This window comes from Nocardioides carbamazepini, assembly GCF_024614185.1.
Lineage (GTDB): Bacteria > Actinomycetota > Actinomycetes > Propionibacteriales > Nocardioidaceae > Nocardioides > Nocardioides carbamazepini.
On sequence record NZ_JAHTLF010000018.1, the window covers coordinates 254,642 to 281,447 of the forward strand.

The following is a 26,806-nucleotide window of genomic DNA, read 5'->3' on the forward strand; positions in this document are numbered from 1 at the left end:
GGTGCGCGATGGAGAAGCACATCGTCGGCGCGACCGCCGGCCGTGATCGGCTGATCCATGTCCGGTTCTCCGATCTCACGACGAAGGTCGTGGACGTCGCGCCACTGCTCAGCGGGCCTGCCTTCGCCATCCTTCGTGACGACGACCGTGCATTCCGGGCCCTCCATGTGGACCCGGTCCTGCGGACGGTGTGCTGGCCCGGCGAGCTCGATCTGGCTCCGGAGACGCTCGCTGCGCTGCCCGACGTCGGCGTCTCAGCGTGATCGACGGCGCCGCCACCAGCGGCGGCGCGGCTCCGGAGCGGACCCTGCGGCCGTCGTACGACGCGCCGTCTGCCGCCCGCGCCAGGCGGCGATCGTCTCCTCGACGTCGCGCGGCATCGTGACCAGCGGCGGTCCGTCGACCGGGGTGTAGCGGGCCCGGATGACGCGGGCGTTGAAGTCCTCGACGAACGCTCGGGCCTCGCGCTCGGATCCCAGCGCGTCGAGAACCGAGTCGAGCTCGGCGTCGTCCTTGCGGAGCTGGAGGGCGGGCGGGAGGACGGTGATCCGCTCCCGCTCGACCAGCCGCTTCACCCACCAGTCCGGGTCGTGCGTGCTGCCCAGGTCGGGGATCGGCTTGCCCGCGCCGGGCAGGTCGTCGAAGTCGCCGCGCTCCATCGCCTGGCGCACCTGGAGGTCGACCCAGCTCTGCTGCTGTTCGATCCGGGCGCGGGCGGCGGCCTTCTCCGCACGCGGGTCCGGCTGTTCGTCCATCACCCCACGATAGGCAGCGCGGCCGAGCCCGGCGACCCCCTTGTGCCTCGACCCGGTCGGGCGCATGGTGGAGGCATGCACGCGCGCGTGGGCGACCGCCTGGTCGTCGAGGGACGGACGGTCTCGATGCACCGCCGCGAGGCGGAGGTGCTCGAGGTGCGCGGGGAGGACGGCGCCCCGCCGTACCTGGTCCGCTGGGAGGACGGCCACGAGTCGCTGGCCTTCCCGGGGCCCGACGCGCACGTCGTGCCCGCCCAGCCCTGAAGCCCACGACGGATCCGGTGGTTGAACCGCGCGGCCGGCCGCGCTAGGCCCACGCGAAGTAGCGCAGATAGACGTAGACCCAGGCGATGAGGAGCGTCACGACGGTGACGACGAGGCCGTACTTGGTGAACTTCCAGAAGCTGATCGGCTCGCCCGCCTTGGCGGCGATGCCGAGGACGACGACGTTGGCACCGGCGGCGACGGCGGTCGCGTTGCCGCCCAGGTCGGCACCGAAGACGAACGCCCACCACAGCGGGCTGTCCGCGCCGGAGGACGAGGTCGCGGCGACCATCTCCTCGACGATGGGGACCGTCGCCGTGGTGTAGGGGATGTTGTCGACGAAGGCGCCGACCACGCCGGAGCCGAAGAGCAGGGCGGTCGACGCCAGCAGCTCGCGGTCGCCCATCGCCTCGGCGGCGAGCTCGCTGACCCGGCCGATGACGCCCACCTGGACGAGCGAGCCGACGAGCACGAAGAGGGCCATGAAGAAGGCGAGGGTGCCCCACTCGACCTCCTCGAGGAACTCCTCGGGCTCGGTGCGGGAGACCAGCACGGTGGCGCCCGCGCCCATCATCGCGACCACCGACGGGTCGAGGTGGAGCACGGTGTGGAGGCTGAAGGCGACCATGACCAGCCCCAGCACGATCAGGCAGCGCCGCAGCATCCGCATGTTCGTGATCGCGTCGCGTGGATGGAGGTCACCGAGCACGTCGCCGACGTCGACCTTCCGGCCGAGGTCGTGACGGAAGAGCCACCGCGCCATCACCACGAAGACGCCGAGCAGGATGATCGTCAGCGGCAGTGAGTGGATGAGGAAGTCGAGGAAGCTCAGGCCGGCGCGGCTGCCGATGATGATGTTGGGCGGGTCGCCGATCAGCGTCGCCGTACCACCGATGTTGGAGGCGAGGATCAGCGAGATGAGGTACGGCGCGGAGGGGAGTCCCAGCTGGCGGCACACCGAGATCGTGACCGGTGCGACGAGCAGCACGCAGGTGACGTTGTCGAGGATGGGGGCCACGACAGCCCCGATCAGCACCAGCAGGACCAGCAGCCGGTAGGGATGGCCGCCGGACTTCCGGGCGGCCCACAGTGCGAGGAACTCGAAGAGTCCGGTCTGCTTGAGCACGCCGACGATGATCATCATCCCGAAGAGCAGGAAGATGACGTTCCAGTCGATGCCGGTGTGGTGGTCGAAGAAGGCCGAGTTGGCGTCGACGAGCCCGATCACCACCATGCCGGCGACGCCGCCGAGCGCCGCGGCCACCCGGTGGACGCGCTCGGTGGCGATGAGGGCGTACGCGACGATGAAGATGGAGAGAGCGGCGGAGGTCAGGATCACGCCGCACTCTCCCCGGCGGTCCGGACGCCGAACGCCCGCGCGGAGTTCGGGGGTTCGAGGGACTCGTACCAGCCGGCCAGCCGGCCGTACCGGCTCACCGCGCGCAGCCGCTCCTCGACCTCGTCGACCTTGCCGAGCGCAGTGACGACCAGCACCTGGTCGCCGGTGCGCAGCGTCGTCCGACCGGACGGCACCAGCGCGTCCTTGCCGCGGGTGATGAGCGAGACCGCCGCGCCGGGCGGCAGCCGCAGCTCGCCGACCTCGACGCCGGACATCCTCGACTCCGGCTCCACCTCGAACCGCAGCAGCACGCCGTCCATCCGGTCGAGGGTCGCGAACCCGATCGAGACCTTGTGCACGAAGCTGCCCTTCTCGGCCCATCGCGGCTGCCGGCCCCGCCCGATCGCCAGCCCGAGCGCGAACCCCAGGGCCGCGCAGAGCATCCCGACCGCGACGGCCAGCTCCAGCTCACCGGTCCCCATGCTCACCCCTCTGCGTGATGTCGTGGTCGGCGTCGGCCGACGGGGAGACGAGGAGGTGCTCCACGGCCACGACCTCCACGGACAGCAGGTCCGCGCCGAGTGCGCGGGTCTGGTGGCAGACGCCCTCCTCGACCTCGCGCAGTCGTGGTCCCAGGGAGTCCTCCAGGGCGGCGAGGCGCTGCCGGCGTACCCAGATGCTCGCGGCCGGGACGACGAGCGCGAGCGTGATCCGGTCGATCTCCGGGCGGGGGAGGGTCGCGGAGGACAGCTTCACCTCGAGCAGCAGCCGGATGTCGGCATCATCGTCGGTCCGCTCGCGGACGGTCACGGGCACCACGAACACGGGCGGGCCGCTGTCGCCGCCGCGGGGTCGGGCGACGTCGTGCCTCCCGCGAGAACGCAGGCCGAGGGCACGACGCAAGGAGGACAGGGTGGGTGCCATGGTTCAAGCCAAGTCGTCGGACGGCTTGCGCGGTATGGGTGCTAGCCCCCATTTCCGGGCCGCCAGGAGGCGGTGGCTGGCGGGCGGCGCCCCGGTCGGCGAAGGTGGACACCGTGCGGTTCGCGAACTCCTCCCTCTACTGGAAGGTCTCCCTGATCAACGGTGCCGTGCTGTGCGCCAGCCTGCTGGTGCTGCTGCTCTCGCCCGCCCGGGTCTCCCGGCAGGTCGTGGTCTCCGAGGCCGTGGTGCTCGTGGTCGGGCTCGCTCTGATCCTGGGCGTCACGGCGGTGCTGCTGCGGCGAGCGCTCGCGCCGGTCGACCGGGTGATCCAGGAGATGGCGACCGTCCGTCTCGGCGGCGTCGGCCGCCGGCTCGACGCCGGTGGGGAGGGGCCGGGGGCCCAGCTGGCCCGCAGCTATCACGCCATGCTGGAGCGGCTCGACGACGAGCGCCGCGCCAGCAGCGCCCAGGCCCTGGCCGCGCAGGAGGCCGAGCGGCACCGGATCGCCCAGGAGCTGCACGACCAGGTCGGCCAGAGCCTGACCGTGGTGCTGCTGGGGCTCAAGCGCCTCGAGGAGCAGGCGCCCCCGGAGTTGCGCGACGAGCTGGCGGCGGTCCGCGAGAGCGCCCGCGCCGGCCTGGACGACGTACGACGGGTCGCCCGTGAGCTGCGGCCGGGGGTCCTCGACGACCTCGGCCTCCAGGCGGCGCTCGCGTCGCTGGCGACCGACGTGGCGCGCCACGGAGGGCCGGCGGTGCGGCGTACCTTCGGCCCGGGCCTGCCTGACCTCACCCCGCAGGTGGAGATCGTCATCTACCGGGTCGCACAGGAGGCGTTGACGAATGTCGTCCGGCACGCCGCCGCGTCCCGCGTCGAGCTGTCGCTGCTGCGCCTGGGGGAGGAGGTCGTGCTGGAGGTCGCCGACGACGGTCGCGGCCTTCCCATGTCCGTCGGCGAGGGGAACGGCGCCGGCATCACCGGCATGCGGGACCGGGCGGACCTGGTCGCCGGCTCGGTGGAGGTCGTCTCGTCCGGGCAGGGGACGACGGTGCGGCTGCGGGTGCCGGCATGAGCGGGAACGGGTCGGCGCCGGGCCGCCGGATCCGGGTGCTGCTGGCCGACGACCACGCCCTGGTCCGGCACGGGGTGCGGCTGATCCTGGAGCAGCAGCCCGACATCGAGGTCGTCGCCGAGGCATCGGACGGAGCCGAGGCGGTGGCGCTGCTGCGCGAGCACGAGATCGACCTCGTCGTCCTCGACATCGCGATGCCGACGATGACCGGGCTGCAGGCCGCCCGGGAGATCAATCGGCGCCGGGAGCCGCCGCGCATCCTGATGCTCTCGATGCACGACAACGAGCAGTACTTCTTCGAGGCCCTCAAGCTCGGCGCCAGCGGCTACGTGCTCAAGTCGGTCGTCGACGAGGACCTGGTCGAGGCCTGCCGGGCGGCCATGCGCGGTGAGGCCTTCGTCTACCCCGGTGCCATGGGCGCGATCGTCCGCGACTACCTCGACCGGCTGGCGCGCGGCGACCGGGTGCCCGAGACGGTGCTGACCCCGCGCGAGGACGAGGTGCTGAAGCTGATCGCGGAGGGACGGTCGTCGCGGGAGATCGCCGCCCTGCTGTCGATCAGCCTCAAGACGGTCGAGAAGCACCGCTCGAACATCCTCGCCCGGCTGGGCATGACGGACCGGACGCAGTTGACCCGGTACGCCATCCGGGCCGGTCTCGTGGAGCCGTGACCGCGGCGGGCGGTCAGAGGGGGATGTCGGCGCGCCGGGGGTCGCACCAGGGCGTGCCGGCGGGGACCCGGGAGAACTGCTCGTCGTACAGGCGCTTGTAGAGGCCGCCGGCGGCCATCAGCTGGTCGTGGGTGCCGTGCTCGACCAGCCGTCCGTCCTCGAGGCCGAAGATCACGTCGGCCGAGCGGATCGTGGAGAGCCGGTGCGCGATCGCGATGGTGGTGCGGGAGCGGGTGGCCCGCTCCAGCGCCTCCTGGACCAGTCGCTCGGTCTCGTTGTCGAGCGCGGACGTGGCCTCGTCGAGGATCAGGATCCGCGGGTCCTTGAGCAGCACCCGTGCGATCGCGAGGCGCTGCTTCTCCCCGCCGGAGAGGCGGTAGCCGCGCTCGCCGGTGATCGTCTCGTAGCCGTCGGGGAAGCTCATGATCCGGTCGTGGATGTTGGCGTCGCGCGCCGCCCGCACGATCTCCTCCGGTGCCGCGTCGGGCCGGGCGTAGGCGATGTTGTCGCGGATGGTGCCGTGGAAGAGGTACGGCTCCTGGGTCACCATCCCGACCGCGTCGGCGAGGGAGGACAGGGTGAGGTCGCGGACGTCGTACCCGTCGATGAGGACGGCGCCCTCGGTGACGTCGTAGAACCGCGGGACCAGGTACGTCGCCGTGGTCTTGCCGCTGCCCGACGGTCCGACGATCGCGGCGAGCTGCCCGGGCTCCACGACGAGCGACACGTCGTCCAGCGCCCAGCCCGACCCGATGGGCCGCTCGGTGCCGTCGGGGTCGGGGCCGTCCTCGATCCGCACCCCGCTCTCGCCGAACCGGTCGCGGTTGACGGTGCCGGAGAGCGAGCGCGGCTCGGGGTAGCGGAAGCGGACGCCGCGCAGCTCGACCCGCCCACGCAGCCGCTCCGGGTCGAGGGCGACCGCGCCGGGCCGCTCGGTGATCGCGGGCTCGAGGTCGAGGTACTCGAAGATCCGGCGGAACAGAGCCATCGACGTCTGGACGTCGAGGGTGACCCGCATCAGCTGGAGCAGCGGCATCTGCAGCCGGCTCTGCAGGGTCGTGAACGCGACCAGGGTGCCGGCCGTGATGGTGTCGGCGCCGACCGGGACGTTGCCGGTGACGATCCAGCCGGCGACGAGATAGATCAGCGCGGGGGTGATCGCGAAGAAGGTCTGCACCATCGCGAAGAAGGTGCGTCCGGTCATCGCCTGGTCGACCTGGAGCCGGGTCTGCCTGCGGTTCGCCTCGCGGTAGCGCTCGACCTCCGACTCCGCGCGGTTGAACACCTTGGCGAGCAGGATGCCGCTCACCGAGAGGGCCTCCTCGGTGATCGCGGTCATCTCGGAGAGGGACTCCTGGGTGCGCCGGGCGAGGCGCTGCCGCGCGCGACCGACCCGGAACTGCAGGCCGATGAACAACGGCATCACGAACAGCGTGAGCACGGTCAGCTGCCAGGACAGCACGACCATCGACACGAACGCCGCGGTGACGGTGACCGAGTTCTGCACGATCGTCGTCGCGGTGTCGGTGAGCACCGTCCGCACCCCTGCGACGTCGTTCGCCAGCCGGGACTGGATGGCGCCGGTCTTGGTGGCGGTGAAGAACGCCAGCTCCATCTTCTGCAGGTGCTCGAAGAGGTCGCCGCGCAGGTCCGCCATCGCGGAGTTCCCGACCGTCGAGGTCAGCCAGATCTGCACGATGCCGATCAGGGCCGCCACGATCGGGATCGCGCACATGCCGGCGACCAGCCAGGCCAGCAGGTCCAGGCGAGGGCCGCCGCCGTCGAGGGGGAACAGCGCGTCGTCGAAGACCGCCCGGGTCAGGAACGGCACCATCGCCTGCAGCGCGGCCGCGGCCAGGACGGCGACCAGGACCAGCGTGATCTTGCCGCGATAGGGCCGCAGCAGTCGGGCGATCCTGGGGAGCACCGGGTCGCGCTGGCGCAGGTCGGCGGCGGTCAGATGGGTGACGACCGGGCTCGGGCGAGGCATCAGGCGTCCTGCCCGTTCCAGCCCGCTCCCCAGCGGCCGCGGTGGGCCACGTCCTGCCACGGGGTACGCCGCCGGCGACTCGCCGAGCCCCGCGCGCCCGCCGCCCGGGGGGCGGGGTGACCGATCGTGATGGCGCCGACGGGGTGGGGCGCCTCCTCCTCCGCGGTGTCACGGAGGCCGAGCACGTCCTTCACCGCGTCCACGCGGCCCGGGACCAGCCCGAAGAAGCAGGCGCCGAGCCCGGCGTCGGTCACCGACTGGAGCAGCAGCAGCGACGCCATCGCGGTGTCGAGGTGCCAGTAGGGCATCGCCCAGCGGCTCTCGTCGTGCTCGTGGAGGCCCGCGCGGCGCTTGTCGGGCTCGGCGTAGCGGTCGAGGTAGGCGTCGCGGCGGCTGCACGGCACCACCACGACGGGTGCGCTCATCATGCCCGCGAGCCAGCGGTCCGGGACGCCGCCGGGGTCCGCGTCGTCGGTCTGCGCGGCCCAGAAGCCGTGGACGGCGTCCGGGGTGTCGAGCACGACGAACGCCCAGCCCTGGGAGAACCCGGCACTCGGTGCCCGGGTGGCGTGGTCGAGCGCCCGCTCCAGCACCGCCGGGGCCACCGGATCCGAGGTGTAGGCGCGGGTCATCCGCCGTCGGCGTACCACCTCGGAGAACTCCACCCGCCCAGCCTAGGGGTGGGCTCACCCCGGCAACCTGAGGTAGCCGGGGCGACCGGATAAGGCAGTTGTCCGATGTGGGGGCCTACCTCAGGCGACGAGTCTCTACGTCATGAGCAACGACTACTTCATCAACGCGGAGAACGACTACCGCCGCCAGCAGGCGGCACGTGGCATGGCCGCCAGCCGGGCGGGGCGCAGCCGCACCTCCTGGCTGCGGCGGATCGCCGCGACCGACCCCAGCGTGGAGCGCCGCTCGCGCTGAGGCGGGCGCCACCCGTGCCCACCTTGTCGGTGGCGGACGACATGATGGTGTCCGTGGCCGCACACAGCAGCCTGACCATGGTCGGGCGTGACACCGAGCTCGCCGAGGCCATCGCCGTGCTCGACGACGCCGTGAGCGCCGCCGAGGCGGGGACGACCCGGCGAGCCGTGCTGCTGTCGGGCGACGCCGGCGTCGGCAAGACCCGGCTGCTGCGGACCCTGCGCGACCACGCCCTCGACGCCGGCTGGCAGGTGCTGGCGGGCCACTGCCTCGACTTCGGCGACAGCGCGCTGCCCTACCTCCCCTTCAGCGAGGTGCTCGGCCGGCTCGGCACCAGCCACCCCGACCTGGTCGAGGCGGTCGCGGCCGTCCACCCGGCCCTGGCCCGGCTGCAGCCGGGGCGTCGCACCCGGGTCGTGGGCGACGACACCTCCGACGAGCACAGCCGCGGCTCCGACCGCGGCGACACCCTGGTGGCCGTGCACGCCCTGCTCGAGGCGGCCGCCACCGAGGCGCCGGTGCTGCTCGTCGTCGAGGACCTCCACTGGGCCGACCAGTCCACCCGTGACATGCTCGGCTTCCTCTTCACCCGCGCCTTCGCTCGCCCGGTCGCCATCGTGGCGTCGTACCGCTCCGACGACCTGCATCGCCGTCACCCGCTGCGCCGTCAGGTCGCGGAGTGGACCCGGCTCCCGCAGGTCGGGCGGCTCGCTCTCGGCCCGCTGCCCGCTGAGGCCGTGCGCGCGCTGGTCCACGAGCTCGCTCCGGCCGGGCTCGACGAACGGTCGGTGAGCCGGATCGTCGAGCGGGCCGAGGGCAACGCCTTCTTCGTCGAGGAGCTGGTGGCCTCGGGTTCCTGCGCCGACGGCGACGTCCCCGGCGACCTGGCCGACCTGCTGCTGGTCCGGCTCGACCGGCTCTCCGAGGGCGCTCGCCAGGTCGCCCGGGTCGCCAGCGTCGCCGGCCGGCGGGTGGCCCACGACCTGCTCGCGGCCACGGCCGGCATCCCCGCCGACGAGCTCGACGCCGGGATCCGGCAGGCCGTCGAGATGAACGTGCTCGAGGTCGGCGGCCACCTCTACGCCTTCCGCCACGCTCTGCTCGGCGAGGCGATCTACGACGACCTGCTGCCGGGGGAGCGGGCGCGGCTCCACGCCCGGTACGCCGACGCGCTCTCCACCGGTGCCGCGCGGGGCACTTCCGCCGAGCTGGCCCTGCACGCCCGCCGCGCCAACGACCTCGACCGGGCGGTCACGGCGAGCATCGAGGCCGGCGACGAGGCGATGGCCGTCGGCGGGCCCGACGAGGCGGCCGACCACTACCAGCAGGCGCTGGAGCTGCTCGAGGACCCGGCCCGCGTGGAGCGGCTCGGCGTCGACCATGCCCGCCTCGTGGTCCGCGCGGCCGACGCGCTCATCACCGGCGGCAACGCCGTCCGCGCCGGCCAGCTGGTCACCGCCCGGCTCGGCCAGCTCCCTCCCGGCGCCCCCGAGGCCGATCGCTCCCGCCTGCTCAACACCCAGGCCGAGGTGCTGTCGATGACCGAGACCGAGCTCGATCCGGTCGAGGTCTCGGCACGGGCGTTGGCGCTCGCTCCCGAGGGCGAGAGCCCGCTGCGGGCGAAGGTGCTCGCCAACCACGCCCGGATCCTCGGTGCCTACCGGCCCGACGAGCAGGACGAGGCGGAGGCCTTCGCGACCGAGGCGCTGGCCCTGGCCGAGCGCCTCGCCATGCCCGAGCTGGCCTCCGACATCGTCACGACCCTGAGCGGGCTGCGGGTCAAGACCGCCGCGGGGTCCGAGCAGGACGCGTTGCGCGGGGCGCTCGAGTCGGCGGTCAACAGCGCGGTCCGGGCCGGCGCCTTCCAGGCCGAGATCCGCGGCCGCTGGCTGCTCGGCCGGTCCTACCAGGACTCCGGCGACTGGGAGCAGGCCGCCCGGTGGTTCCGCTCGGCGATGGCCCAGGGTGAGCAGGCCGGCCTGGTCTGGGCGCCCTTCAGCATCGAGGCTCGGTGGCAGCTCACCCGGATCAGCTACCTCCTCGGCGACTGGGACGACGTCGTCGCCCTCGTCGACAGTGTCGACTCGATGAGTGGGCCGCCCATCCCGCGGGGGATCCTCGAGCCCGCGCGGCTGGCGGTGCTGGCCGCGCGGGGCGAGGACGTGCTCGACCGGCTGCTCGCGCTGCGCGGGCTCTGGGAGGACGAGGGCGGCGTGGCGGTCTACAGCGCGGGTGCCGAGATCGAGGTCCACGGCTCCCGGGGCGACGCCGCCGCGGCGATCAGCGTCTACGACGATGTCGTCGAGGTGCTCGGCCGGATCTGGGGCGACTACTTCGGCGGCCGGATCCGGCTGGCCGCGCTCGCGCTGGTGGCGATCGCCCGCTCGATGTCGCGAGCCAGCGTCGCCGAGCGCCGGGCCCTCGTCGCACATGCCGACCGGCTGCTGGCCGACGGCGACGCGGTGCTCGCGGCGATCCGCGAGCGCGGTGGCCCGTGGGGGCCCGAGGGCCGGATGTGGTCCGACCGGCTCGTCGCGGAGCACCACCGGGTGCACTGGCTCGGCGGTGCCGGCGGCGAGGAGTCCCGGCGCGACGAGCTGCTCGCCGCGTGGGAGACCGCGCTCGACTCCACGGTGAAGGTGGGTGACGTGCCCGAGCTGCTCCGGGTGCGGGCGGCGTACTCCCAGATCCTGCGGCTCACCGGCGACCCGGTCCGGGCCCGCGAGGAGGCCGACCAGGCCCGCGCGCTCGCCGACCGGCTCCGCGCGCCGCTCCTGGTGGCGGACCTGCACGCCGAGTCCGGGTCGGCGCGGGGCGCCGGCGCCACGACGACCCACACGGGCGGGGCGGCGCTCACCGCCCGCGAGGTCGAGATCCTCGCCCTGGTCGCCGAGGGCCGGTCGAACGGCGAGATCGGCAAGCAGCTGTTCATCAGCACCAAGACGGTGAGCGTCCACGTCTCCAACATCCTCGGCAAGCTCGGTGCCGCCGGCCGCACCGAGGCCGCCGCCATCGCGCGCCGCGACGGGCTCCTGCCCTAGGGAACCACTGATCAATGCCGCCTGCTGCGCGTCGCGAAACGCGCACGCTGGCGGCGTTGCAGGCGCTCGACGTGCGCCCAGCATGGCTTCGCGCCTGCGCCTTGCCATCGCACGCGTCTCGCGACGCTCGCGACGGCGCCGTTGATCAGTGCTTCCCTAGCCACGATCCTGGAAGGCCGCGATCTCCTACCGTGGGAGGGTGTGGGGACCCCGGGCGCGGCGTAGCGTCGGCTCGGTGACGACGACCGGATCCCGCCAGGATCGATCACCCTCCTCCGCGGACACGCTGCCGCTGACCATGCGGCGCTTCGGCCGGATGAGCGTCGTCGGCGGCGGCGACCTCCCGCCGGTCCCGGCGGATGGGCTCCCGCCGGGCCCGCGCTGGCCCGCGATGGTCCAGACGGTGGCACTGATGCGGTTCCGGCACTGGTTCCACCCCTGGCTGCACCGCACGTACGGCGAGGCGTTCACCCTCAGGCTGGTCCCGGGCGCCCGGCCGCTGGTGCTGTTCACCTCGCCGGCCGTGACGAAGGAGATCTTCGCCGGCGACCCCGAGGTCTTCCATGCCGGGCGGGGCAACGCGATCCTCGGCCCGATCATGGGCGAGCACTCGCTGCTCCTGCAGGACTCCGGCGAGCACCACCGAGCGCGCAAGCTGCTCATGCCGGCGTTCCTCGGCCATGCGTTGCGTGGCTATCGCTCGATGGTGGCCGAGGTCGCCGCCGCCGAGGTCTCGAGCTGGCGCGAGGGGGAGGAGTTCCGCGCCCTGGAGCGGATGAACGCCCTCACCCTCGAGGTGATCCTGCGCGTCGTCTTCGGTGTCACCGACGAGCGTCGGCTGGCCGGGCTGCGGCCCGCGGTCAACAAGACGGTCGACATCAGCCCGGCCATCCTCCTCGGTTGGGCCTATCCACGTCTGCAGCGGCTCGGCCCCTGGCGACGTACCGTCGACAACCAGGTCGAGCTGGACCGCCTGATGTACGCCGAGATCCGCGAACGGCGGACCGCGGCCGATCTCGCCGATCGCTCCGACGTGCTCTCCCGCCTGCTCGCCGCGCACGATGCCGACGCGCCTCCGGACGCCGTCCCCGGCGCGGGCGGCCTCTCCGACGTCGAGCTCCGCGACCAGCTGGTCACGCTGCTGCTCGCCGGGCACGAGACGACCGCGTCCGCGCTGTCCTGGGCCCTGGCCGAGGTCGGCGGCAGTCCCGACCTGCTGGCCCGCACCCAGCGCGCGGTCGACGAGGGCGACGACGCCTGGCTGGAGGCCGTGCTCAAGGAGTCGATGCGGCTGCACCCGATCATCCCGATGGTCGTGCGCACCCTGATGGAGCCGGCCACGGTGGGCGGCTGGGACCTTCCCCGCGGCACCACCGTCGGCCCGTCGATCGTGGTCAGCCACCAGCGCGAGTCGAACTTCGCCGACCCCGACGTCTTCCGCCCGGAGCGGTTCCTCGGCGCCGACGTCCCCGCGCTCACCGTGTGGATCCCGTTCGGTGGTGGGGTCCGGCGCTGCATCGGCGCCGGGTTCTCCCTGATGGAGGGCGTCGAGGTGCTCCGCCAGGTCTTCGGGGCCTACGACGTCACTGCCGTCGGCACCGACGTGCCCAAGGTCCGCAACATCACCAGCGTCCCCCGTCGCGGCGCCCGGATCCGGGTCGCCCGGCGAGCGCGCTGAACGTGGCGGAGGCTCAGGCGGCGGCACGCGGGATCAGCTCGACGGTCGCCGCGACGTCCTCGAAGAGGTCGTAGTAGTCGCCGTAGTCCGCGCGGGCGACGGTGCCGGTCAGGGTGACGCCGACCCCGTCGCGCAGCCAGGCCCACTGGTCGCACAGGACGTCGACGCCACCGAGCCGGTGGGAGAACCGGTGGTAGGCGACCGGCTCACCGTCGAGCTCGAACGCGTCGGCGTCCTCGACCTCGAGGTCGACCAGCTGCCCGGCGAGCGCCACCATCGCGTCGGCGCGCCAGTCCGCGAGGGACAGCGCGCTGTCGACCGGGCCGGTGCGCACGACCAGCTCGGGGGTGAAGCCGGCCGGGGTCGCCGCGGGTGCCCGCGCGAGGAGGACGACGCCGGGAGCGGGGGCGTCACGGGTGGACCAGCGGCGGGGGACGGCGAGCGACACGGTGTGGTTCATACGCGGCAGCCTCGACACCGCGGCCCTGTGGACAAACGTCGGTCGCCCGGGCCTGTGGACGGGAGTGTGCGCCGGGCTGTCGGTGCGGTACCGATGTCCGCGGCACCTCCTAGTGTCGGAGCATGGCCATCGCACGCAATCCCCAGTTCGTCCTCGACTGTCCCGACCCGAAGGCGCTCGCCGAGTTCTACGGCGCCCTGCTCGGCTGGCCGCCCCGGGTCGATCCCGACGGCACCTGGGCGACCGTCTCCTCGGGCGACCACCACATCCACTTCCAGCAGGTCGACGACTACCGCGCCCCGCAGTGGCCGGGCCAGGACGTGCCCCAGCAGGTCCACCTCGACGTGGACGTCGACGACCTCGACGAGGCGGAGGCCGCCACGCTCGCCCTCGGCGCGACGCGGCACGCCCACCAGCCGGGCACGAGCTTCCGGGTGTTCCTCGACCCCGCCGGCCACCCATTTTGCCTGTGCAAGGTGTGACCTCGGGGCTCAGCGGGTGAAGGAGGCCCGCACCTCGTCCTCGGTGATGCCGTAGTCGGACAGGTCATAGGAGTGCGACGGGCGCCGCGGGCCGCTGCGCGACTCCTCGTCCAGCCGGCGCACCTCCTGCTGCGCCGCCTGGCTCCAGGTGAGGCCGAAGGCGTCGTAGATGGCGCCGACGGTGCCCACCGGGTCCTGGACGAAGCCGCGGTAGTCGACGTCGAAGAACTGGCTCTCGTCGTGCTTCTCCCGGGCCTGCCAGAACGCGTCCCACTGCCGGGTGAGATGGCCGAGCTGGTCGCGGCCGAGGGTCTCGCCGACGAAGGTCGTCGAGTGGCCGTCGGTGGCCTCCGCGGAGAGCGAGCAGGCGGACGCGACCGAGGTGACCGGGTCGCGCTGGGTCATCACGACCAGCGCGTCGGGATAGACCTCCAGCAGCGCCTCGAGCGCGATCAGGTGCGACGGGTTCTTCAGCACCCAGCGCTGGTCCTGGTCGTCGAGACCGATCAGCTGCAGGTTCCGGCGGTGCCGCTCGTAGGCGTCGGTCCAGGACTGGGTCGCCAGCCAGCGGGAGTACGCCGGCACGTGGGCCAGCGACTCGAAGCCGAGCGACTTGCCGGTCTGCCGGAGCACCCGCCAGCACTCCTCCGGCTCGGTGGCGTCGGAGTAGTGGATGCCCATGAACTCCGGGTTGGTGATGTGGTGCTCACGGAACGCCGCCTGCATGGCGTTGAAGATCGGGTCGTCCTCCCAGGTGTCGCGCGGCGGACGCGGCTGGGGGAACTCGGTCAGCCACATCTCGAGGCCCTGGTGCGCGGGATCCGCGCAGAGCAGGCGACTCAGGGCCGTCGTACCGGTGCGGGGGAGGCCGAGCACGAAGATCGGCCGCTCGATCGCGACGTCGGTGTGCTGCGGGAACTCGGTGAACCGGGCCTGGGTGAGCAGCCGCGCGACGAGGGCGCTCTTCACCTGCGAGCGCATGAAGTAGTTGCCGATCCCGGTCAGTCCGGCCTCGGCGGAGCCGAGGTCCTCGACGAGGATCCGGAACGCCTCCTCGTGCCCGGGGGCCTCGGCGAAGCCGAAGTCGGTCAGGCCGGTGGTGCGGGTGGCCGCCTCGCAGATGTCCTCGAAGGTGCCGACGTCCGCGCGCTGGCGGGGCTCGCTCATGACGCGATCTCCCGGTTGAGTGGTCGTCGAGCGTCGGCAACGCCGCAGACGCTCCGCAGGGCGTCGCTCATGCGTGGAACTCGCCGCAGTCGACGTTGAGCATCTGGCCGGTCACCGCGGACGCCAGGTCGGAGGCGAGGAACAGGGTGGCCCGGGCGACCTCGTCGGGGGTGGCGAGCCGCTTCAGGTCGGTGGGGGCCGCCTTCTCGGCGTACACCTCCTCGTGGGTGCGGCCCGACTCCTGGGCGATCCAGTCGAAGTAGGCCTTGTTGACGTCCTCGTAGATGTAGGACGGCGCCACGCTGTTGACCCGGATGCCGCGCGGGCCGAGCTCGGTGGCGAGCGACTGCGCGAGGTGCTCGAGCGTGCCCTTCGACAGCTTGTAGCCGGAGTACTCCGGTTGGCTGCTGTAGATCACGCACGAGTTGACCATGATGACCGAGCCGCCGACCTTCTCCTCAGTCTGCGAGAGGGCGTCGGCGAACAGGGCCGAGAGGCGCAGCGGCGCGAAGACGTTGGTCTCGTTGGCGGTGCGCAGGCCCTCCAGGTCGAGCGTGCTGATCGGGTCCATCGGCGGGATGCCGAAGGCGTTGTTGATCAGGCAGTCGACCCGGCCGAACTCGTCCAGCGCCGCCTCGACCAGCGCCTTGCGCTGGTCCTCGTCGGTGATGTCGGTCGGTACGACGAGCGCGCGGCGCCCGTGGGAGCGCACGGTCTCCGCCATCTTCTCCAGACGCTGCGGCGTCCGGCTCGCGAGCACCAGGTCGGCGCCCATCTTGGCCGCCTCCTCGCCGAGCGAGCGCCCCAGGCCCGGCCCGACGCCGGAGAGCACGACGACTTTGTCGGTCAGCAGATCCACCATGGCGGACAGACTAGAACGTGTTTCAGTTTTGCGGAAGGGTTCGCGCTGCTTCATCACGGGATCTAGGCGAAGGGCCACTTCTGTGGCGGAGCTCCACTACGGAAGTGGTGTCCCACCTGCATCCCGTGATGAACCGGCCGCAGCTCTCCCTCAGCCTGCCGGAATAGTCGGGGCCCACCTTCGTTGCAACCAGGGTGACCATCCCGCGCATCGACCTCAACGACCAGACCTCCATCCCCCAGTTCGGCCTCGGCGTGTGGCAGGTGCCGCAGGCGGACGCCGAGCGCGTGGTGTCCGACGCCTTCGAGATCGGCTACCGCCACGTCGACACCGCCCAGATGTACGGCAACGAGGAGGGGGTCGGTGCCGCCATCGCGCGCTCGGGCCTGTCCCGGGACGACCTGTACGTCACCACCAAGCTCAACAACAACCGGCACGCGCCCGCCGCCGCGAAGGACTCCCTGCGCGTGTCGTTGGAGAAGCTCGGTCTCGAGCGGGTCGACCTGTTCCTCATCCACTGGCCGGTGCCGACCCAGTACGACGGCGACTTCGTCTCGACCTGGGAGGCGCTCCTCGAGCTGCGCGCAGCCGGCCTGACCACCTCGGTCGGCGTCTCCAACTTCCAGCCCGACCACCTCGACCGCATCGTCGCGGCGACCGGAGTGGTCCCGGCCGTCAACCAGGTCGAGGCGCACCCGTACTTCGCCAACGAAGCGGTCCGCTCGGCGACGACCGGTCACGGTGCCCATGTCCAGGCCTGGTCGCCGCTGGGCCAGGGTGGCGGCGAGCTGAGCGACCCGGCGGTGACGGCGCTGGCCGAGCGGCACGGCAAGACGCCGGCCCAGGTGCTGCTGCGCTGGGCGCTTGACCGCGGCGACATCGTCTTCCCGAAGTCGCTGAGCAGGGCGCGGCTGGCCGAGAACTTCGAGGTCTTCGACTTCGCGCTCTCCGCCGACGACATCGCCGCCCTGGCCGCGCTCGACAAGGGCGAGGCCGGACGTCAGGGCCCGAACCCGGACGTCTTCGACTGGATCCCGGCCTGATCGCCCGGATCTGATCCCGCCGGGCGTCATACCCGGCATTCGGGTCGTCAGAGCCTCCCAATGACGACCCGAATGCCGGGTACGACGCCCGGTGGGCGCCGCGGCGCTACGAGATCATCCGCCGCGCGACCGCGCGCTGCCGGGCGGCGATCCGCTCGGCGTACTCCTCCGCGGACAGGCCGACGAGTCCGGGCAGGTGCTTCGGTACCTCGTCGACCGGCACGATCTCGACGACCGGTCCGTCGGCTGCCGACAGCGCGCGGGTGAGCTGCTGCCAGCGGAGCATGATCGGGCCGGTGCGGTGGCCGGTGGTCTCCAGCCAGTTGGCGACCGGGGTGCCGTCGGGCCCGGGCGGGCGCTCGGAGATCACGAACCGCATGATCCCGTCGCCGTCCGCGACGGCCTGGGCCTTGGTCAGCGACGTCTGGTGGGTCTCGTAGTCGGTCGAGGCGTACCAGTCGGAGCCGACCTGGATCGCCTGGTAGGTGCAGTCGTCGCAGCGCGGGACCGACACGATCATCGCCTCGTCCTCGGCCAGCTCGTAGTGGCCGATCGAGGAGAACTGCGACGACAGGCCGCCCGGCGTCGAGGCAGGGGCGGTCAGCGTGTTGACCGGCTCCTTGTACTGGAAGAAGTGGGGGAAGGCGAACCAGGTCTGGATCGAGCCGATCAGCGAGCGCGCCGCGATCTCGTACTTCCTCCGCAGCAGGTCCGGGGTCGGCTCCCGGCGCGGCCTGCCGAGGGTGTCGGGGCGCTCGATGGTGAGTGTGCCGCGCTCCTCGGTGTCCCAGTCGTTGAAGACCTCGCGCACGATCAGCGTCTTGGCACCCTGCTCGGCGACATAGGTGAACTCGAAGGAGCCGTCCGGCCCGATGTCCAGCTCGCGCTCGTCGAAGGCCATCAGCGAGGTGGCGGCCGAGTCGGCGCTGTAGGTGCCGCCCATCACCTGGAAGGACAGGTCGGCCGAGGTCCCCCGCCGGCCGCGCACGACGTACTCGACGCCCTCGCGCAGGTAGGCGTTGAAGTAGATCGCGTCCGGGTTGTCCAGGCCCTGCTTGGAGAACTGGTGGGTCGGGTTGATGAACAGCGGCTGCTCGAGGTCGTAGTCGAACGCCGTCTGCATCGCCATCCGGATCCGTCCGGCGAGGTACTCGTAGCCCTCGATCCGGTCCGCCTCGCTGTCGATGAACGGTGCGTTCGCGATCAGCTCCTCCGCCTCGGCGATCGCGTCCTGGAGGGGCTGGGTCAGCCCGAGTGACGCCGACATCAGCCGTTGGCCTTGGCGATGATGTTCTCGGCGTACTGCTCGAGGTGCTTGATCTTGGTCTCGAGCGGCTCGGTGTCGGGTCCCTTGATGTAGGGGACCCGGAAGCCGACGATGCAGTCGGTGACCCCCTTGTCCTCGAGCCGCTTGATGCCGTCGAGGGTGTAGGCGTCGTAGGAGATCACGTGCACCTCGAAGTCGTCGCGGGTGTCGTCCTCCTCGGCGCGGATCTCGGCGAGCCGGGTGAGCAGGCGGTCGAGCTCCTCGCCGTCGCCGCCGGCGTGCATCCACCCGTCGCCCTTGCGTACGGCGCGCCGCAGTGCCGCGTCGGAGTGGCCGCCGACGAGCAGCGGGATCCGCTCGGTCGGCGCGGGGCACTGCTGGAGCGGCTCGATGTCGTAGAACTCGCCCTGGTAGCCGAAGAAGGTCGGCTCGTCGCCGGGCTGGGTGAGGCCGCGCAGGATGTCCATGCACTCGTCCATCCGCTTGCCGCGCTTCTCCCAGGGGACGCCGAGGGCGGCGAAGTCCTCGGGCCACGGCGAGAGCCCGACGCCCAGGCCGAGGCGGTTGCCGGACAGGAACGCCAGCGACGACGCCTGCTTGGCGACGAGCACGGGCGGCCGGATCGGCAGCTTCAGCACGAACGGCGTCAGGCGCAGGCTGCTGGTCACCGCGAAGAGGTGGCTGCACAGGATGAACGTCTCGATGAACTCCTTGCCGAGCAGGAACTCGCGGTCCCCGGTGTCGGTGTAGGGGTACTTCGAGTCGGACTCCTGCGGGTAGATCAGGCTGTCGGCGATCGTCATCGAGGTGTAGCCGGTCGCCTCGCAGGCCTGGGCGAGCGGGGCGTAGTAGTCGGCGTGGGTCATGCCCTCGGCGAAGGAGAAGCGCATGACCGCCACACTAGAACCTGTTCTAGATTTCTGCCAGAGTGGTTTCCATGCCGGCACTGCCCAAGGAGAAGCCCGACGGCCTCGACAAGCCGATTGTCGCGAAGATCATCAAGTACGGCGCCAAGGCGAACGTCGCCGTCTACCGGCTCACCAACGGGCGGATCGGCGCGACGTGGCGCATCGGCGCGGGCTGGAGGAAGCCGGTCCCGGTGCTGCTGCTCGACCACGTCGGCCGCAAGAGCGGCGCGCGGTTCACCACACCGCTGCTCTACCTGGCCGACGGACCCGCCCTCGTCATCGTCGCGTCGCAGGGCGGGCTCCCGAAGAACCCCCAGTGGTTCCACAACCTGGTCGCGCATCCCGACACCACAGTCGCCGTACCCCGGGAGCGGAGCCGGGCGGTCCGCGCCCGGGTCGCCGGACCCGAGGAGCGGGCGGCGCTGTGGCCGCGCCTCGTCGACCTGTACGCCGACTTCGACAACTACCAGGCCTGGACGGACCGGGAGATCCCGGTCGTCGTCCTCGAGCCCCGCTGAGGAGACCCTGTGGAGCTGCAGGAGCTGATCGACCGCGCCGAGATCACCGACGCCATCACCCGCTACACGCTCGCCGTCGACGACGGCGACTTCGACGGCCTCGACACCGTCTTCACCCCGGACGCGCACATCGACTACACCGAGAGCGGCGGCGTCGTCGACAGCTACCCGGTCGTCAAGGCCTGGCTGGCCGAGGCGCTGCCCGGCTTCTCGAAGCACCGCGTGCACCTGGTGGGTCAGGTCGCCTTCGCGTTCGCCGACTCCCGCGACGAGGCCGAGGTGACGGCGTACTTCCACAACCCGATGCGGATCGGCGACGGAAAGGGCGGGGAGCGGGTCGTGGAGGTCGGCGGCAGGTACCGGCACACGTTCGTGCGGACGGCCGAGGGCTGGCGTTCGCGCCGGCTGCACGAGCAGGTCGTCTGGACGCGCGGTTTCTGATTTCTTCGGCCCGTCTGGACAATGGGGCGGGTGAGCGACCAGCAGCAGCCCCCCGGCGAACGTCCCGTGCTCAACGGGCTGGTGGCGCTGCTCGCCGTCGCCCTCGGTGTGGGACTGGTCCTCGCCGTCGTGGCGCTCGTCGGAACCAAGGTGCTCGGCCTCGGTGGAGACGACGGCGACGCGGCCGGGGAGTCGACGGTCCGGCAGTCGATGTACCTGCCCAGCCCGGTCGAGACCGACGAGGCCACCGGCCCCCTGGTCACCCTCCACACCGAGGACCCCGACGAGCCGACCGGCGACGCCGAGACCGAGGTCCCCGAGGACGAGCCGACCACGGAGCTCACCAGCGAGGCGGCCGACGAGATCTCGCTGCAGGCCCTCGCGACGTCCGTCGCCAGCGGCGAGCGGATCTACTTCAGTGGCGTCTACCCCGGCGGCGAGGGCGCGATCTTGTGGGTCCAGCGCTTCGAGAACGGCGACTGGGCCGACTTCCCGGCCAGCGTCGGCGTCACCAACGGCACCTTCTCCAGCTACATCTTCACCGGCGTGAGCGGCGTCAACCGGTTCCGGGTGGTCGACCGCGACAGCGGCACCGTGAGCAACGAGATCAGCGTCACCGTCGGCTGACGACACCCGAACGCCGCCTGCCGTGATCGTCACCGTCGACCTGTTCAGCGCCGCGACCGACACCCGCGCCGGCGCCGGCGCGGCTCTCGGCTCGATCGCCGAGGAGCGCGGTTGGGGGCTCGACGGCGTCGCGCTGTATGACATGTGGGACCGCCACAACAAGCTGCTCCAGCGGCAGGCCCGGCCGCCGCGGACCTTCACCCAGGTCTCGAGGGAGGCATTGCGGCGGGCCTACGACGAGCTCGGCCTCGACCCCGGTCTCGCCCGCGCCGACCTGGCCCGGCTGCACGACGGCATCGGCGCGTGGCCGCTGTGGCCCGACGTCGCCGACGGGCTGCGCCGGGTCGCCGCGCTCGCCCGCGTCGGACTGCTGTCGAACGTCGACGACCACCTCGCGCGGCGTACCCGGGCGGCGGAGCTGGTCGACCCCGACCTGCTGCTGACCTCGCAGCGGCTCCATGCCTTCAAGCCCGACCCGGCGATCTACCTCGGCGCGGTGCGGGCGGTCGTGCCGGAGCGACTGGTGCACGTCGCGGCGTCCGCGCGCGACGTGCGTGGCGCGCTCGAGGCGGGGATCACCGTGGTCAGGCTCGCCCGCCCGGGCCACGCGGTGGACCCGGACGGGCCGCGTCCGCCGGTCGAGGTGAGTGACGCCCGCGAGCTCGCTGACGTCGTACGCGCTCTGTAGCTCAGCCAGGCTCAGGCGGTCGGGACGACCAGCAGTGCCCAGGCGACGAGCGGGGCCACGACGACGATCGACATGCCCCACTGCATGAGCCGCTTGAACACCATCTCGCGCTGGTCGGTGTCGGCGTTGGCGACGACGAGGGCGCCGTTGGTGGAGAAGGGACTGCAGTCGACGACCGAGCTGGAGATCGCCAGCGCGGCGATCAGTGCGATCGCGTTGACCTGGTCGGTCAGCAGGAACGGCACGGCGAGCGGGATCAGGGCGCCGATGATGCCGGTGGTCGAGGCGAAGGCCGACACCACCGCTCCGATCAGGCAGATGAGCAGCGCCGCGACGAGGGGCGAGCCGACCTCTGCGACGCCGTCGCCGAGCCAGTCGACGACGCCCTGGTTCTGCAGCAGGGTCACATAGGTGACGATGCCGCCGATCAGCAGCACGGTGCCCCAGCTGATCTTCTCGACGGCGCCCTTGGCCGAGGCCGGGAACGCGAGGGTGAGCACGACCGCGATGGTGAGTGCGGTGAAGCCGACATCGAGGTCGAAGCCGAGCGCGCCGACCATCAGGGCGGCCAGGCCGGCCAGCGTCAGTGAGCGCTGCGGGTTGAGGCGGGTGGCGTCGTCGGGGTCGTCGGCGCGGGTGCTGCGACGGGCCTCGACCGCGGAGTGCGGGGTGGCGGGTCCGGTGCCGCGCGTCGCGGCGTACGACGCGGCCTCGGCCTCACCGCCCAGCGCGCCGACGGCGACGGCCTGGCGGCCCCGGGCGATCAGCTCGCGCCCGCCGAAGGCGAGGTAGGTGATCGCCGCGACGACGGTGGCGGCGAGGAAGGTGGTCACGAACAGGAAGCCCTGGTTGCCCGGCAGGTCGTTGGTGTCGACCACGCCGTTGGTGATCGAGCCGAAGATGCCGATGGGGGAGAAGCTGCCGGCGGTCGCGCCCTGCACGACCATCATGCCCATCATCACGGGGTGGATCTGGTAGCGCAGGGCGAAGCCCATCGCGACGGGCGCGACGATCGCGACGGCCGCGGGGCTCACCGCCCCGATCGCGGTCACCGCGGCGCAGACGAGGAACATCGCCCACGGCACGAGGGCGACGCGCCCCCCGACGGCCCGGACGGCACCGTGCACGATCCAGTCGACCGTGCCGTTGTTCTTCGCGAGCGCGAAGAGGTACGTGACGCCGACCAGGATCACGAAGAGCCCGCTGGGGAAGCCGGCGAGGACGTCCTCGGTGGTGGCGTCGTAGACGGCCAGGCCGACGATGAACGACGCGACCAGGGCGAGCGCGCCCATGTTGACGCCCCGCACCGTGGCGATCAGGAAGACGATGACGAGGACGGCGAGCGAGATCAGCTCGTGGGACATGGCTCTCCCTGGGATCGGGGACCGGCCGCGGACGTGACCGGCGTCATACAACGCGGACGAGTGTGCCAGTGGCTAGGCCACCTGTCCACTAGGGGGTCCGGGCCACTACGATGGGCCCATGTCCGCCACGCGTGATCGCCCGCAGGTGCCGCCCTTGCGCCGGGAGCGGCTCTACGAGAGCCTCGCGAGCCACATCTCGGACTTCATCGAGGCCCAGGGCCTGGTCGGCGGCGACCGGTTGCCGCCGGAGCGTCAGCTGGCCGCGGAGCTGGGCGTGAGCCGGGCGACGCTGTCGCGCGCGCTCGCCGCTCTCGAGACCCGGGGCCGGATCGAGGTCCGCCACGGCGTCGGCGCACTGGTGCGGGACACCGCGGCCGATCCCGGTGTCGGGACCCTGCTGCCGGGCTTCGACGCCCGTCCGCGCACCGAGGTGGTCGCCGCGCGGGAGGCGGTGCTCGCCGGCATCGCCCGGGCCGCCGCGGTGAACCCGCAGACCTCGCTGCGGTTGGCGATGCTCGCCGACGACGGCCGGCCCCGCAGCTTCGAGCACACCTGGCGGTGCGTACGCCGCCTCGCCGACTCCGCCCTGCTCGCCGATCTCGACGACAGCCTGGCCGGGCACGCGCCGGATCCCCTTCCCTCGGCCGGCCTCCAGGCGGGCCTGGGCGACCTCGCCGACGCGATCATCCGCGGCGACGCCGCGGGCGCCGCCACGGCCTGCGTCGGCCTGCTCGGCGACGGCTGAATCGGCTGACCCTGTTCCGGCTACGCCGGCGCTGGATCACCGGCCATGTGGCCCGGTGGCCTAGCCATAGGGACAATGCCACCATGTCTCCCGTGACCCCTTCCGTGCCCCAGGGCCGTCCGTGAGTGGCCTCGAGCAGCTGGTCGTCGTCCTGGCCGGTCTCGGTGCCGGCGTGTTGAGCACCACCGTCGGCGTCGCGTCGCTGCTGAGCTTCCCGGTGCTGCTGGCGGTCGGGTTGCCGCCCGTCGTCGCGAACGTGAGCAACACGATCGGGCTGGTGCCCTCGGGTGTGGGCGGCGGCATCGGCTACCGCGAGGAGCTGCGCGTCCACCCACGGATCGCCGCGGGCGTCATGGTGCTGACCGGCATCGGCGGCGCGGCCGGCGCGGCATTGCTGCTGGCCCTGCCGCCCGGCGTCTTCGAGGCCGTCGTGCCGTGGCTGATCCTCGGCACCTGCCTCCTGGTCGGCGTCCAGCCGCGGCTCTCCGCCTGGCTGGCGGCCCAGCGGGGCCGCGACGGCCGCGAGGTGCACCCGCGGCTGCGGCTCTCGGTCATGGCGACCGGCTTCGTCCTGCTGACCGGCGTCTACGGCGGCTACTTCGGGGCCGGGGCCGGCGTGATGATGATCGCGACCCTCGCGCTCTCGCTCGACATCGACCTGCACGTGATCGCCGGCATCCGCACGATCGCCCTGCTGGCCTCGAACCTCGTGGCCGCGCTCGTGTTCGTCGTCGTCGCCGAGGTGGACTGGCTCGCCGTGGTGCTGCTGTCGGTGAGCTCGATCGTCGGCGGCTATGTCGGCGCCCGGATCGCCCGACGCCTCCCGGCGGCGGTACTGCGGACGCTCGTGGTCGTGGCCGGTGTGAGCGCGTCGACGGTGATGCTCGTCGGCTGAGCCGCGCCGGTCGGGCGGCTCCTCGCGCGGTTGCGGGGCATCCGGAGATTCCTCGCCGGCCTCGGGAACAACCCGGCGGACCGGCCCGTTGCAGCCTGTGTCAGACTTGAGTCCATCCGGCTCAACTAACTTGCACCCATATCTTCACGCACGGAGGAGAAACACACATGGCACGAGCTGTCGGCATCGACCTCGGTACGACGAACAGCGTCGTCGCGGTCCTCGAGGGCGGCGAGCCCACGGTCATCGCCAACGCGGAGGGAGCCCGGACCACGCCGTCCGTCGTGGCCTTCGCGAAGAGCGGTGAGGTGCTCGTCGGCGAGGTCGCGAAGCGCCAGGCGGTCACGAACGTCGACCGCACGATCCGGTCGGTCAAGCGCCACATGGGCACCGACTGGACCCAGCACATCGGCGACCCGGTGGACAAGGACTTCACGCCCCAGCAGATCTCGGCGTTCATCCTGCAGAAGCTCAAGCGCGACGCGGAGGCCTACCTCGGCGAGACCGTCACCAACGCGGTGATCACGGTCCCGGCGTACTTCTCCGACGCCCAGCGCCAGGCCACCAAGGAGGCCGGCGAGATCGCGGGCCTCACCGTCGACCGCATCGTCAACGAGCCCACCGCGGCGGCGCTGGCCTACGGCCTCGACAAGGGCGACGACCAGACCATCCTCGTCTACGACCTCGGTGGCGGCACGTTCGACGTGTCCCTGCTCGAGATCGGCGAGGGCGTCGTCGAGGTCAAGGCGACCAGCGGCGACAACCACCTCGGTGGCGACGACTGGGACAACGCGATCGTCGAGTGGATGGTCAAGAAGTTCAAGGACGCCAACGGCGTCGACCTGGCCGCCGACAAGATCGCCGCCCAGCGCCTCCAGGAGGCCGCGGAGAAGGCCAAGATCGAGCTGTCCTCCTCGAGCGACACCACGATCCACCTGCCCTACATCACCCACGGCGAGAACGGCCCGCTGCACTTCGAGGAGCGGCTCACCCGCTCGGAGTTCCAGCGCCTGACCGCCGACCTGCTCGAGCGCACCAAGGCGCCGTTCCAGAACGTCCTCAAGGACGGCGGCGTCGCGCTCTCCGCGATCGACCACGTGGTCCTCGTCGGCGGCTCGACCCGCATGCCCGCGGTGACCGAGCTGGTCAAGGAGATGCTCGGCGGCAAGGAGCCCAACAAGGGCGTCAACCCCGACGAGGTCGTCGCCGTCGGTGCCGCCCTGCAGGCCGGTGTCCTGGCCGGTGAGGTCAAGGACGTGCTGCTCCTCGACGTCACCCCGCTGTCCCTCGGCATCGAGACCAAGGGCGGTGTCTTCACCACCCTGATCGAGCGCAACACCACGATCCCGACCAAGCGCTCGGAGATCTTCACGACCGCCGACGACAACCAGCCGTCGGTCGAGATCAAGGTCGCCCAGGGCGAGCGCGCCATCTGGTCGCAGAACCAGGGCCTCGGCAACTTCGAGCTGACCGGCCTCCCGCCGGCTCCGCGCGGCGTGCCGAAGATCGAGGTCACCTTCGACATCGACGCCAACGGCATCGTCCACGTCTCCGCCAAGGACCAGGCGTCCGGCCGCGAGCAGTCGATGACCATCTCCGGCGGCAGCGCGCTGTCCAAGGAGGACATCGACCGCATGGTCAAGGAGGCCGAGCAGTACGCCGAGGAGGACGCCAAGCGCCGCGAGGCCGTCGAGGTCCGCAACCAGGGCGAGCAGCTCGTCTACACGACCGAGAAGTTCCTCGCCGACAACGGCGACAAGCTGCCCGACGACGTGAAGACCGAGGTCTCCGCCGACGTCGAGGCGCTCAAGACGGCGCTGGCGACCGAGGAGACCGACCCGGAGAACCTCACCGCCGCCATCTCCAAGCTCGGCGAGTCCAGCCAGAAGATGGGCGCCGCGATGTACGCCGCCGCCGAGGCCGACTCGGCCGCGGCGGGCGGCACCACCGGTGCCACCGGTGAGGGCGACGACGACGTCGTCGATGCCGAGATCGTCGACGAGGACACCGAGGGCGACACCAAGTGACCGAGGAGAACCTCACCCCGGAGGGGGAGCCGCAGGAGACTGCGGCTCCCTCGCCCGAGGGCCAGGAGGCCGAGGCGGCGCCGGCGGCAGAGACCGACGAGGCAGCCGAGGCAGCCGAGGCCGTCGAGACCGCCGAGGCGGCCGAGGTGGTCGAGGCAGCCGAGGCCACCCCCGAGGCCGACGAGCTGACGGTCACGAGGATGGAGCTGGAGGAGCGCACCCTCGACCTGCAGCGGCTGCAGGCGGAGTTCCTCAACTACAAGCGCCGGGTCGAGCGGGACCGCGAGCTGCTGCGCGAGAACGCGACGTACGCCGCGCTCACGCCGATCATCGACGTCCTGGACACGATCGACCGGGCCCGCGACCACGAGCCGCTCGAGGGCGGCTTCAAGGCCACCGCCGAGCAGCTCGAGCGCGTGGTCGCCGGGCTGGGGCTGGTGAAGTTCGGCGAGGCCGGCGACGCCTTCGACCCGACGATCCACGAGGCGCTCTCCCACATCGGCACCGACGCCGAGGTCGAGGTCACCACGTGCAAGGTCATCGCCAAGTCGGGCTACAAGATGGGTGACCGGGTCGTCCGCGCTGCGCAGGTGCTCGTGGTCGACCCGGCGGAAGGTTGAGTCGTCACATCTGACCTGTTGACTCGTCAC

29 protein-coding genes are annotated in these 26,806 nt (G+C 71.9%); 17 read left to right on the forward strand and 12 right to left on the reverse strand.

Annotated elements, in window-relative coordinates:
• The first annotated feature begins 8 nt into the window (after positions 1-8).
• Positions 9-263, forward strand: coding sequence for a DUF2442 domain-containing protein (locus tag KVF89_RS19945; protein WP_257428000.1), 255 nt, complete (start codon positions 9-11; stop codon positions 261-263).
• Here KVF89_RS19945 and KVF89_RS19950 read toward each other — a convergent pair.
• Positions 255-755, reverse strand: a complete 501-nt coding sequence (locus tag KVF89_RS19950; RefSeq protein ID WP_257428001.1) for a DnaJ family domain-containing protein — start codon at positions 753-755, stop codon at positions 255-257. The genes KVF89_RS19945 and KVF89_RS19950 overlap by 9 nt on opposite strands.
• Before the next feature lie 75 nt (positions 756-830).
• Between KVF89_RS19950 and KVF89_RS19955 the strand changes: the two genes are divergently transcribed.
• Positions 831-1,019, forward strand: coding sequence for a DUF1918 domain-containing protein (locus KVF89_RS19955; protein WP_257428004.1), 189 nt, complete (start codon positions 831-833; stop codon positions 1,017-1,019).
• Between the two features lie 43 nt (positions 1,020-1,062).
• On the opposite strand, the gene KVF89_RS19960 is transcribed toward KVF89_RS19955, so the two are convergent.
• Genes KVF89_RS19960 through KVF89_RS19970 form a run of 3 tightly spaced genes read right to left on the reverse strand, consistent with a single transcriptional unit; the run spans position 1,063 to position 3,282 of the window.
• The gene (locus KVF89_RS19960) at positions 1,063-2,358 is read right to left on the reverse strand and encodes an ArsB/NhaD family transporter (RefSeq protein WP_308212733.1); all 1,296 of its coding nucleotides are present in this window, start codon (positions 2,356-2,358) and stop codon (positions 1,063-1,065) included.
• Positions 2,355-2,840 (reverse strand): TrkA C-terminal domain-containing protein, encoded by a 486-nt coding sequence (locus tag KVF89_RS19965; protein ID WP_257428005.1) that lies wholly within the window; start codon positions 2,838-2,840, stop codon positions 2,355-2,357. The genes KVF89_RS19960 and KVF89_RS19965 overlap by 4 nt, the downstream gene beginning before the upstream one ends.
• Positions 2,827-3,282, reverse strand: coding sequence for a hypothetical protein (locus tag KVF89_RS19970; protein ID WP_257428007.1), 456 nt, complete (start codon positions 3,280-3,282; stop codon positions 2,827-2,829). The genes KVF89_RS19965 and KVF89_RS19970 overlap by 14 nt, the downstream gene beginning before the upstream one ends.
• A 113-nt stretch (positions 3,283-3,395) precedes the next feature.
• Between KVF89_RS19970 and KVF89_RS19975 the strand changes: the two genes are divergently transcribed.
• Together KVF89_RS19975 and KVF89_RS19980 are read left to right on the forward strand one after the other, a co-directional pair.
• Positions 3,396-4,355, forward strand: a complete 960-nt coding sequence (locus KVF89_RS19975; protein ID WP_257428008.1) for a sensor histidine kinase — start codon at positions 3,396-3,398, stop codon at positions 4,353-4,355.
• Complete coding sequence (locus KVF89_RS19980; protein ID WP_257428010.1) at positions 4,352-5,026, forward strand: response regulator; 675 nt, start codon at positions 4,352-4,354, stop codon at positions 5,024-5,026. The genes KVF89_RS19975 and KVF89_RS19980 overlap by 4 nt, the downstream gene beginning before the upstream one ends.
• Positions 5,027-5,039: 13 nt before the next feature.
• On the opposite strand, the gene KVF89_RS19985 is transcribed toward KVF89_RS19980, so the two are convergent.
• Positions 5,040-7,016: an ABC transporter ATP-binding protein gene (locus KVF89_RS19985; RefSeq protein ID WP_257428012.1), complete on the reverse strand. Its 1,977-nt coding sequence runs from the start codon at positions 7,014-7,016 to the stop codon at positions 5,040-5,042.
• Positions 7,016-7,681 (reverse strand): nitroreductase family protein, encoded by a 666-nt coding sequence (locus KVF89_RS19990; protein ID WP_257428014.1) that lies wholly within the window; start codon positions 7,679-7,681, stop codon positions 7,016-7,018. Before KVF89_RS19990 ends, KVF89_RS19985 begins: the two co-directional genes overlap by 1 nt.
• A 109-nt stretch (positions 7,682-7,790) precedes the next feature.
• Between KVF89_RS19990 and KVF89_RS19995 the strand changes: the two genes are divergently transcribed.
• The 3 genes from KVF89_RS19995 to KVF89_RS20010 all read left to right on the forward strand — a co-directional run bounded on the left by KVF89_RS19995 (position 7,791) and on the right by KVF89_RS20010 (position 12,662).
• Entirely contained in the window at positions 7,791-7,943 is a 153-nt protein-coding gene (locus KVF89_RS19995; RefSeq protein ID WP_257428016.1) for a hypothetical protein, read from the forward strand.
• 53 nt (positions 7,944-7,996) lie between these two features.
• Positions 7,997-10,984 carry a helix-turn-helix transcriptional regulator gene (locus tag KVF89_RS30145; RefSeq protein ID WP_273475521.1) on the forward strand — a complete coding sequence of 996 codons (2,988 nt, stop codon included), beginning with the start codon at positions 7,997-7,999 and terminating at the stop codon, positions 10,982-10,984.
• Positions 10,985-11,219: 235 nt separating this feature from the next.
• Positions 11,220-12,662 (forward strand): cytochrome P450, encoded by a 1,443-nt coding sequence (locus KVF89_RS20010; RefSeq protein WP_257428017.1) that lies wholly within the window; start codon positions 11,220-11,222, stop codon positions 12,660-12,662.
• A gap of 13 nt (positions 12,663-12,675) precedes the next feature.
• Here KVF89_RS20010 and KVF89_RS20015 read toward each other — a convergent pair whose 3' ends face one another.
• A complete protein-coding gene (locus tag KVF89_RS20015) occupies positions 12,676-13,122 on the reverse strand; it encodes a hypothetical protein (protein WP_257428018.1) in 447 nt (148 codons plus the stop codon).
• A 122-nt stretch (positions 13,123-13,244) separates the two neighbouring features.
• Between KVF89_RS20015 and KVF89_RS20020 the strand changes: the two genes are divergently transcribed.
• Positions 13,245-13,604, forward strand: a complete 360-nt coding sequence (locus KVF89_RS20020; RefSeq protein ID WP_257428019.1) for a VOC family protein — start codon at positions 13,245-13,247, stop codon at positions 13,602-13,604.
• Between the two features lie 9 nt (positions 13,605-13,613).
• On the opposite strand, the gene KVF89_RS20025 is transcribed toward KVF89_RS20020, so the two are convergent.
• Both KVF89_RS20025 and KVF89_RS20030 read right to left on the reverse strand, forming a co-directional pair.
• Positions 13,614-14,771 carry a sulfotransferase family protein gene (locus tag KVF89_RS20025; RefSeq protein WP_257428022.1) on the reverse strand — a complete coding sequence of 386 codons (1,158 nt, stop codon included), beginning with the start codon at positions 14,769-14,771 and terminating at the stop codon, positions 13,614-13,616.
• A 67-nt stretch (positions 14,772-14,838) separates the two neighbouring features.
• Entirely contained in the window at positions 14,839-15,633 is a 795-nt protein-coding gene (locus KVF89_RS20030; protein WP_257428027.1) for an SDR family oxidoreductase, read from the reverse strand.
• Between the two features lie 194 nt (positions 15,634-15,827).
• Here KVF89_RS20030 and KVF89_RS20035 point away from each other — a divergent pair, with 194 nt between their 5' ends.
• Complete coding sequence (locus KVF89_RS20035; RefSeq protein WP_257428029.1) at positions 15,828-16,676, forward strand: aldo/keto reductase; 849 nt, start codon at positions 15,828-15,830, stop codon at positions 16,674-16,676.
• Between the two features lie 106 nt (positions 16,677-16,782).
• Here KVF89_RS20035 and KVF89_RS20040 read toward each other — a convergent pair whose 3' ends face one another.
• Entirely contained in the window at positions 16,783-17,943 is a 1,161-nt protein-coding gene (locus tag KVF89_RS20040) for a hypothetical protein (protein WP_257428030.1), read from the reverse strand.
• Positions 17,943-18,833, reverse strand: coding sequence for a TIGR03619 family F420-dependent LLM class oxidoreductase (locus KVF89_RS20045; protein ID WP_257428031.1), 891 nt, complete (start codon positions 18,831-18,833; stop codon positions 17,943-17,945). Before KVF89_RS20045 ends, KVF89_RS20040 begins: the two co-directional genes overlap by 1 nt.
• A 47-nt stretch (positions 18,834-18,880) precedes the next feature.
• Between KVF89_RS20045 and KVF89_RS20050 the strand changes: the two genes are divergently transcribed.
• Genes KVF89_RS20050 through KVF89_RS20065 form a run of 4 tightly spaced genes read left to right on the forward strand, consistent with a single transcriptional unit; the run spans position 18,881 to position 21,125 of the window.
• Positions 18,881-19,369, forward strand: coding sequence for a nitroreductase family deazaflavin-dependent oxidoreductase (locus tag KVF89_RS20050; RefSeq protein ID WP_257428034.1), 489 nt, complete (start codon positions 18,881-18,883; stop codon positions 19,367-19,369).
• Between the two features lie 9 nt (positions 19,370-19,378).
• The gene (locus KVF89_RS20055) at positions 19,379-19,810 is read left to right on the forward strand and encodes a nuclear transport factor 2 family protein (RefSeq protein ID WP_257428035.1); all 432 of its coding nucleotides are present in this window, start codon (positions 19,379-19,381) and stop codon (positions 19,808-19,810) included.
• A 30-nt stretch (positions 19,811-19,840) separates the two neighbouring features.
• Complete coding sequence (locus KVF89_RS20060; protein WP_257428037.1) at positions 19,841-20,437, forward strand: hypothetical protein; 597 nt, start codon at positions 19,841-19,843, stop codon at positions 20,435-20,437.
• A 22-nt stretch (positions 20,438-20,459) separates the two neighbouring features.
• Positions 20,460-21,125 (forward strand): HAD-IA family hydrolase, encoded by a 666-nt coding sequence (locus KVF89_RS20065; protein ID WP_257428038.1) that lies wholly within the window; start codon positions 20,460-20,462, stop codon positions 21,123-21,125.
• An 11-nt stretch (positions 21,126-21,136) separates the two neighbouring features.
• Here the strand turns inward: KVF89_RS20065 and KVF89_RS20070 are convergent, their stop codons facing one another.
• Positions 21,137-22,489, reverse strand: coding sequence for an SLC13 family permease (locus KVF89_RS20070; RefSeq protein ID WP_257428040.1), 1,353 nt, complete (start codon positions 22,487-22,489; stop codon positions 21,137-21,139).
• Positions 22,490-22,607: 118 nt separating this feature from the next.
• On the opposite strand from KVF89_RS20070, the gene KVF89_RS20075 reads away from it, so the two are divergent.
• From KVF89_RS20075 to grpE, 4 genes are all read left to right on the forward strand, one after another.
• Positions 22,608-23,234: a FadR/GntR family transcriptional regulator gene (locus tag KVF89_RS20075; protein ID WP_257428041.1), complete on the forward strand. Its 627-nt coding sequence runs from the start codon at positions 22,608-22,610 to the stop codon at positions 23,232-23,234.
• A 121-nt stretch (positions 23,235-23,355) separates the two neighbouring features.
• Entirely contained in the window at positions 23,356-24,129 is a 774-nt protein-coding gene (locus tag KVF89_RS20080) for a sulfite exporter TauE/SafE family protein (RefSeq protein WP_257428042.1), read from the forward strand.
• A gap of 167 nt (positions 24,130-24,296) precedes the next feature.
• The gene (dnaK, locus tag KVF89_RS20085) at positions 24,297-26,156 is read left to right on the forward strand and encodes a molecular chaperone DnaK (RefSeq protein WP_257428044.1); all 1,860 of its coding nucleotides are present in this window, start codon (positions 24,297-24,299) and stop codon (positions 26,154-26,156) included.
• The gene (grpE, locus tag KVF89_RS20090; RefSeq protein ID WP_257428046.1) at positions 26,153-26,776 is read left to right on the forward strand and encodes a nucleotide exchange factor GrpE; all 624 of its coding nucleotides are present in this window, start codon (positions 26,153-26,155) and stop codon (positions 26,774-26,776) included. Before dnaK ends, grpE begins: the two co-directional genes overlap by 4 nt.
• The last annotated feature ends 30 nt before the right edge of the window (positions 26,777-26,806 follow it).

Excerpts from the sequence above, each read along its gene's own strand:
- KVF89_RS19965 (WP_257428005.1), bottom strand. The coding sequence starts at position 2,840 with ATGGGGACCGGTGAGCTGGAGCTGGCCGTCGCGGTCGGGATGCTCTGC.
- KVF89_RS19980 (WP_257428010.1), top strand. The coding sequence starts at position 4,352 with ATGAGCGGGAACGGGTCGGCGCCGGGCCGCCGGATCCGGGTGCTGCTG.
- KVF89_RS20040 (WP_257428030.1), bottom strand. The coding sequence starts at position 17,943 with ATGTCGGCGTCACTCGGGCTGACCCAGCCCCTCCAGGACGCGATCGCC.
- KVF89_RS19950 (WP_257428001.1), bottom strand. The coding sequence starts at position 755 with ATGGACGAACAGCCGGACCCGCGTGCGGAGAAGGCCGCCGCCCGCGCC.
- KVF89_RS20070 (WP_257428040.1), bottom strand. The coding sequence starts at position 22,489 with ATGTCCCACGAGCTGATCTCGCTCGCCGTCCTCGTCATCGTCTTCCTG.
- KVF89_RS19945 (WP_257428000.1), top strand. The coding sequence starts at position 9 with ATGGAGAAGCACATCGTCGGCGCGACCGCCGGCCGTGATCGGCTGATC.
- dnaK (WP_257428044.1), top strand. The coding sequence starts at position 24,297 with ATGGCACGAGCTGTCGGCATCGACCTCGGTACGACGAACAGCGTCGTC.
- KVF89_RS19955 (WP_257428004.1), top strand. The coding sequence starts at position 831 with ATGCACGCGCGCGTGGGCGACCGCCTGGTCGTCGAGGGACGGACGGTC.
- KVF89_RS20020 (WP_257428019.1), top strand. The coding sequence starts at position 13,245 with ATGGCCATCGCACGCAATCCCCAGTTCGTCCTCGACTGTCCCGACCCG.
- KVF89_RS19985 (WP_257428012.1), bottom strand. The coding sequence starts at position 7,016 with ATGCCTCGCCCGAGCCCGGTCGTCACCCATCTGACCGCCGCCGACCTG.
- KVF89_RS19970 (WP_257428007.1), bottom strand. The coding sequence starts at position 3,282 with ATGGCACCCACCCTGTCCTCCTTGCGTCGTGCCCTCGGCCTGCGTTCT.
- KVF89_RS20015 (WP_257428018.1), bottom strand. The coding sequence starts at position 13,122 with ATGAACCACACCGTGTCGCTCGCCGTCCCCCGCCGCTGGTCCACCCGT.
- KVF89_RS20075 (WP_257428041.1), top strand. The coding sequence starts at position 22,608 with ATGTCCGCCACGCGTGATCGCCCGCAGGTGCCGCCCTTGCGCCGGGAG.
- KVF89_RS20025 (WP_257428022.1), bottom strand. The coding sequence starts at position 14,771 with ATGAGCGAGCCCCGCCAGCGCGCGGACGTCGGCACCTTCGAGGACATC.
- KVF89_RS20030 (WP_257428027.1), bottom strand. The coding sequence starts at position 15,633 with ATGGTGGATCTGCTGACCGACAAAGTCGTCGTGCTCTCCGGCGTCGGG.
- KVF89_RS20045 (WP_257428031.1), bottom strand. The coding sequence starts at position 18,833 with ATGCGCTTCTCCTTCGCCGAGGGCATGACCCACGCCGACTACTACGCC.
- KVF89_RS19995 (WP_257428016.1), top strand. The coding sequence starts at position 7,791 with ATGAGCAACGACTACTTCATCAACGCGGAGAACGACTACCGCCGCCAG.
- KVF89_RS20050 (WP_257428034.1), top strand. The coding sequence starts at position 18,881 with ATGCCGGCACTGCCCAAGGAGAAGCCCGACGGCCTCGACAAGCCGATT.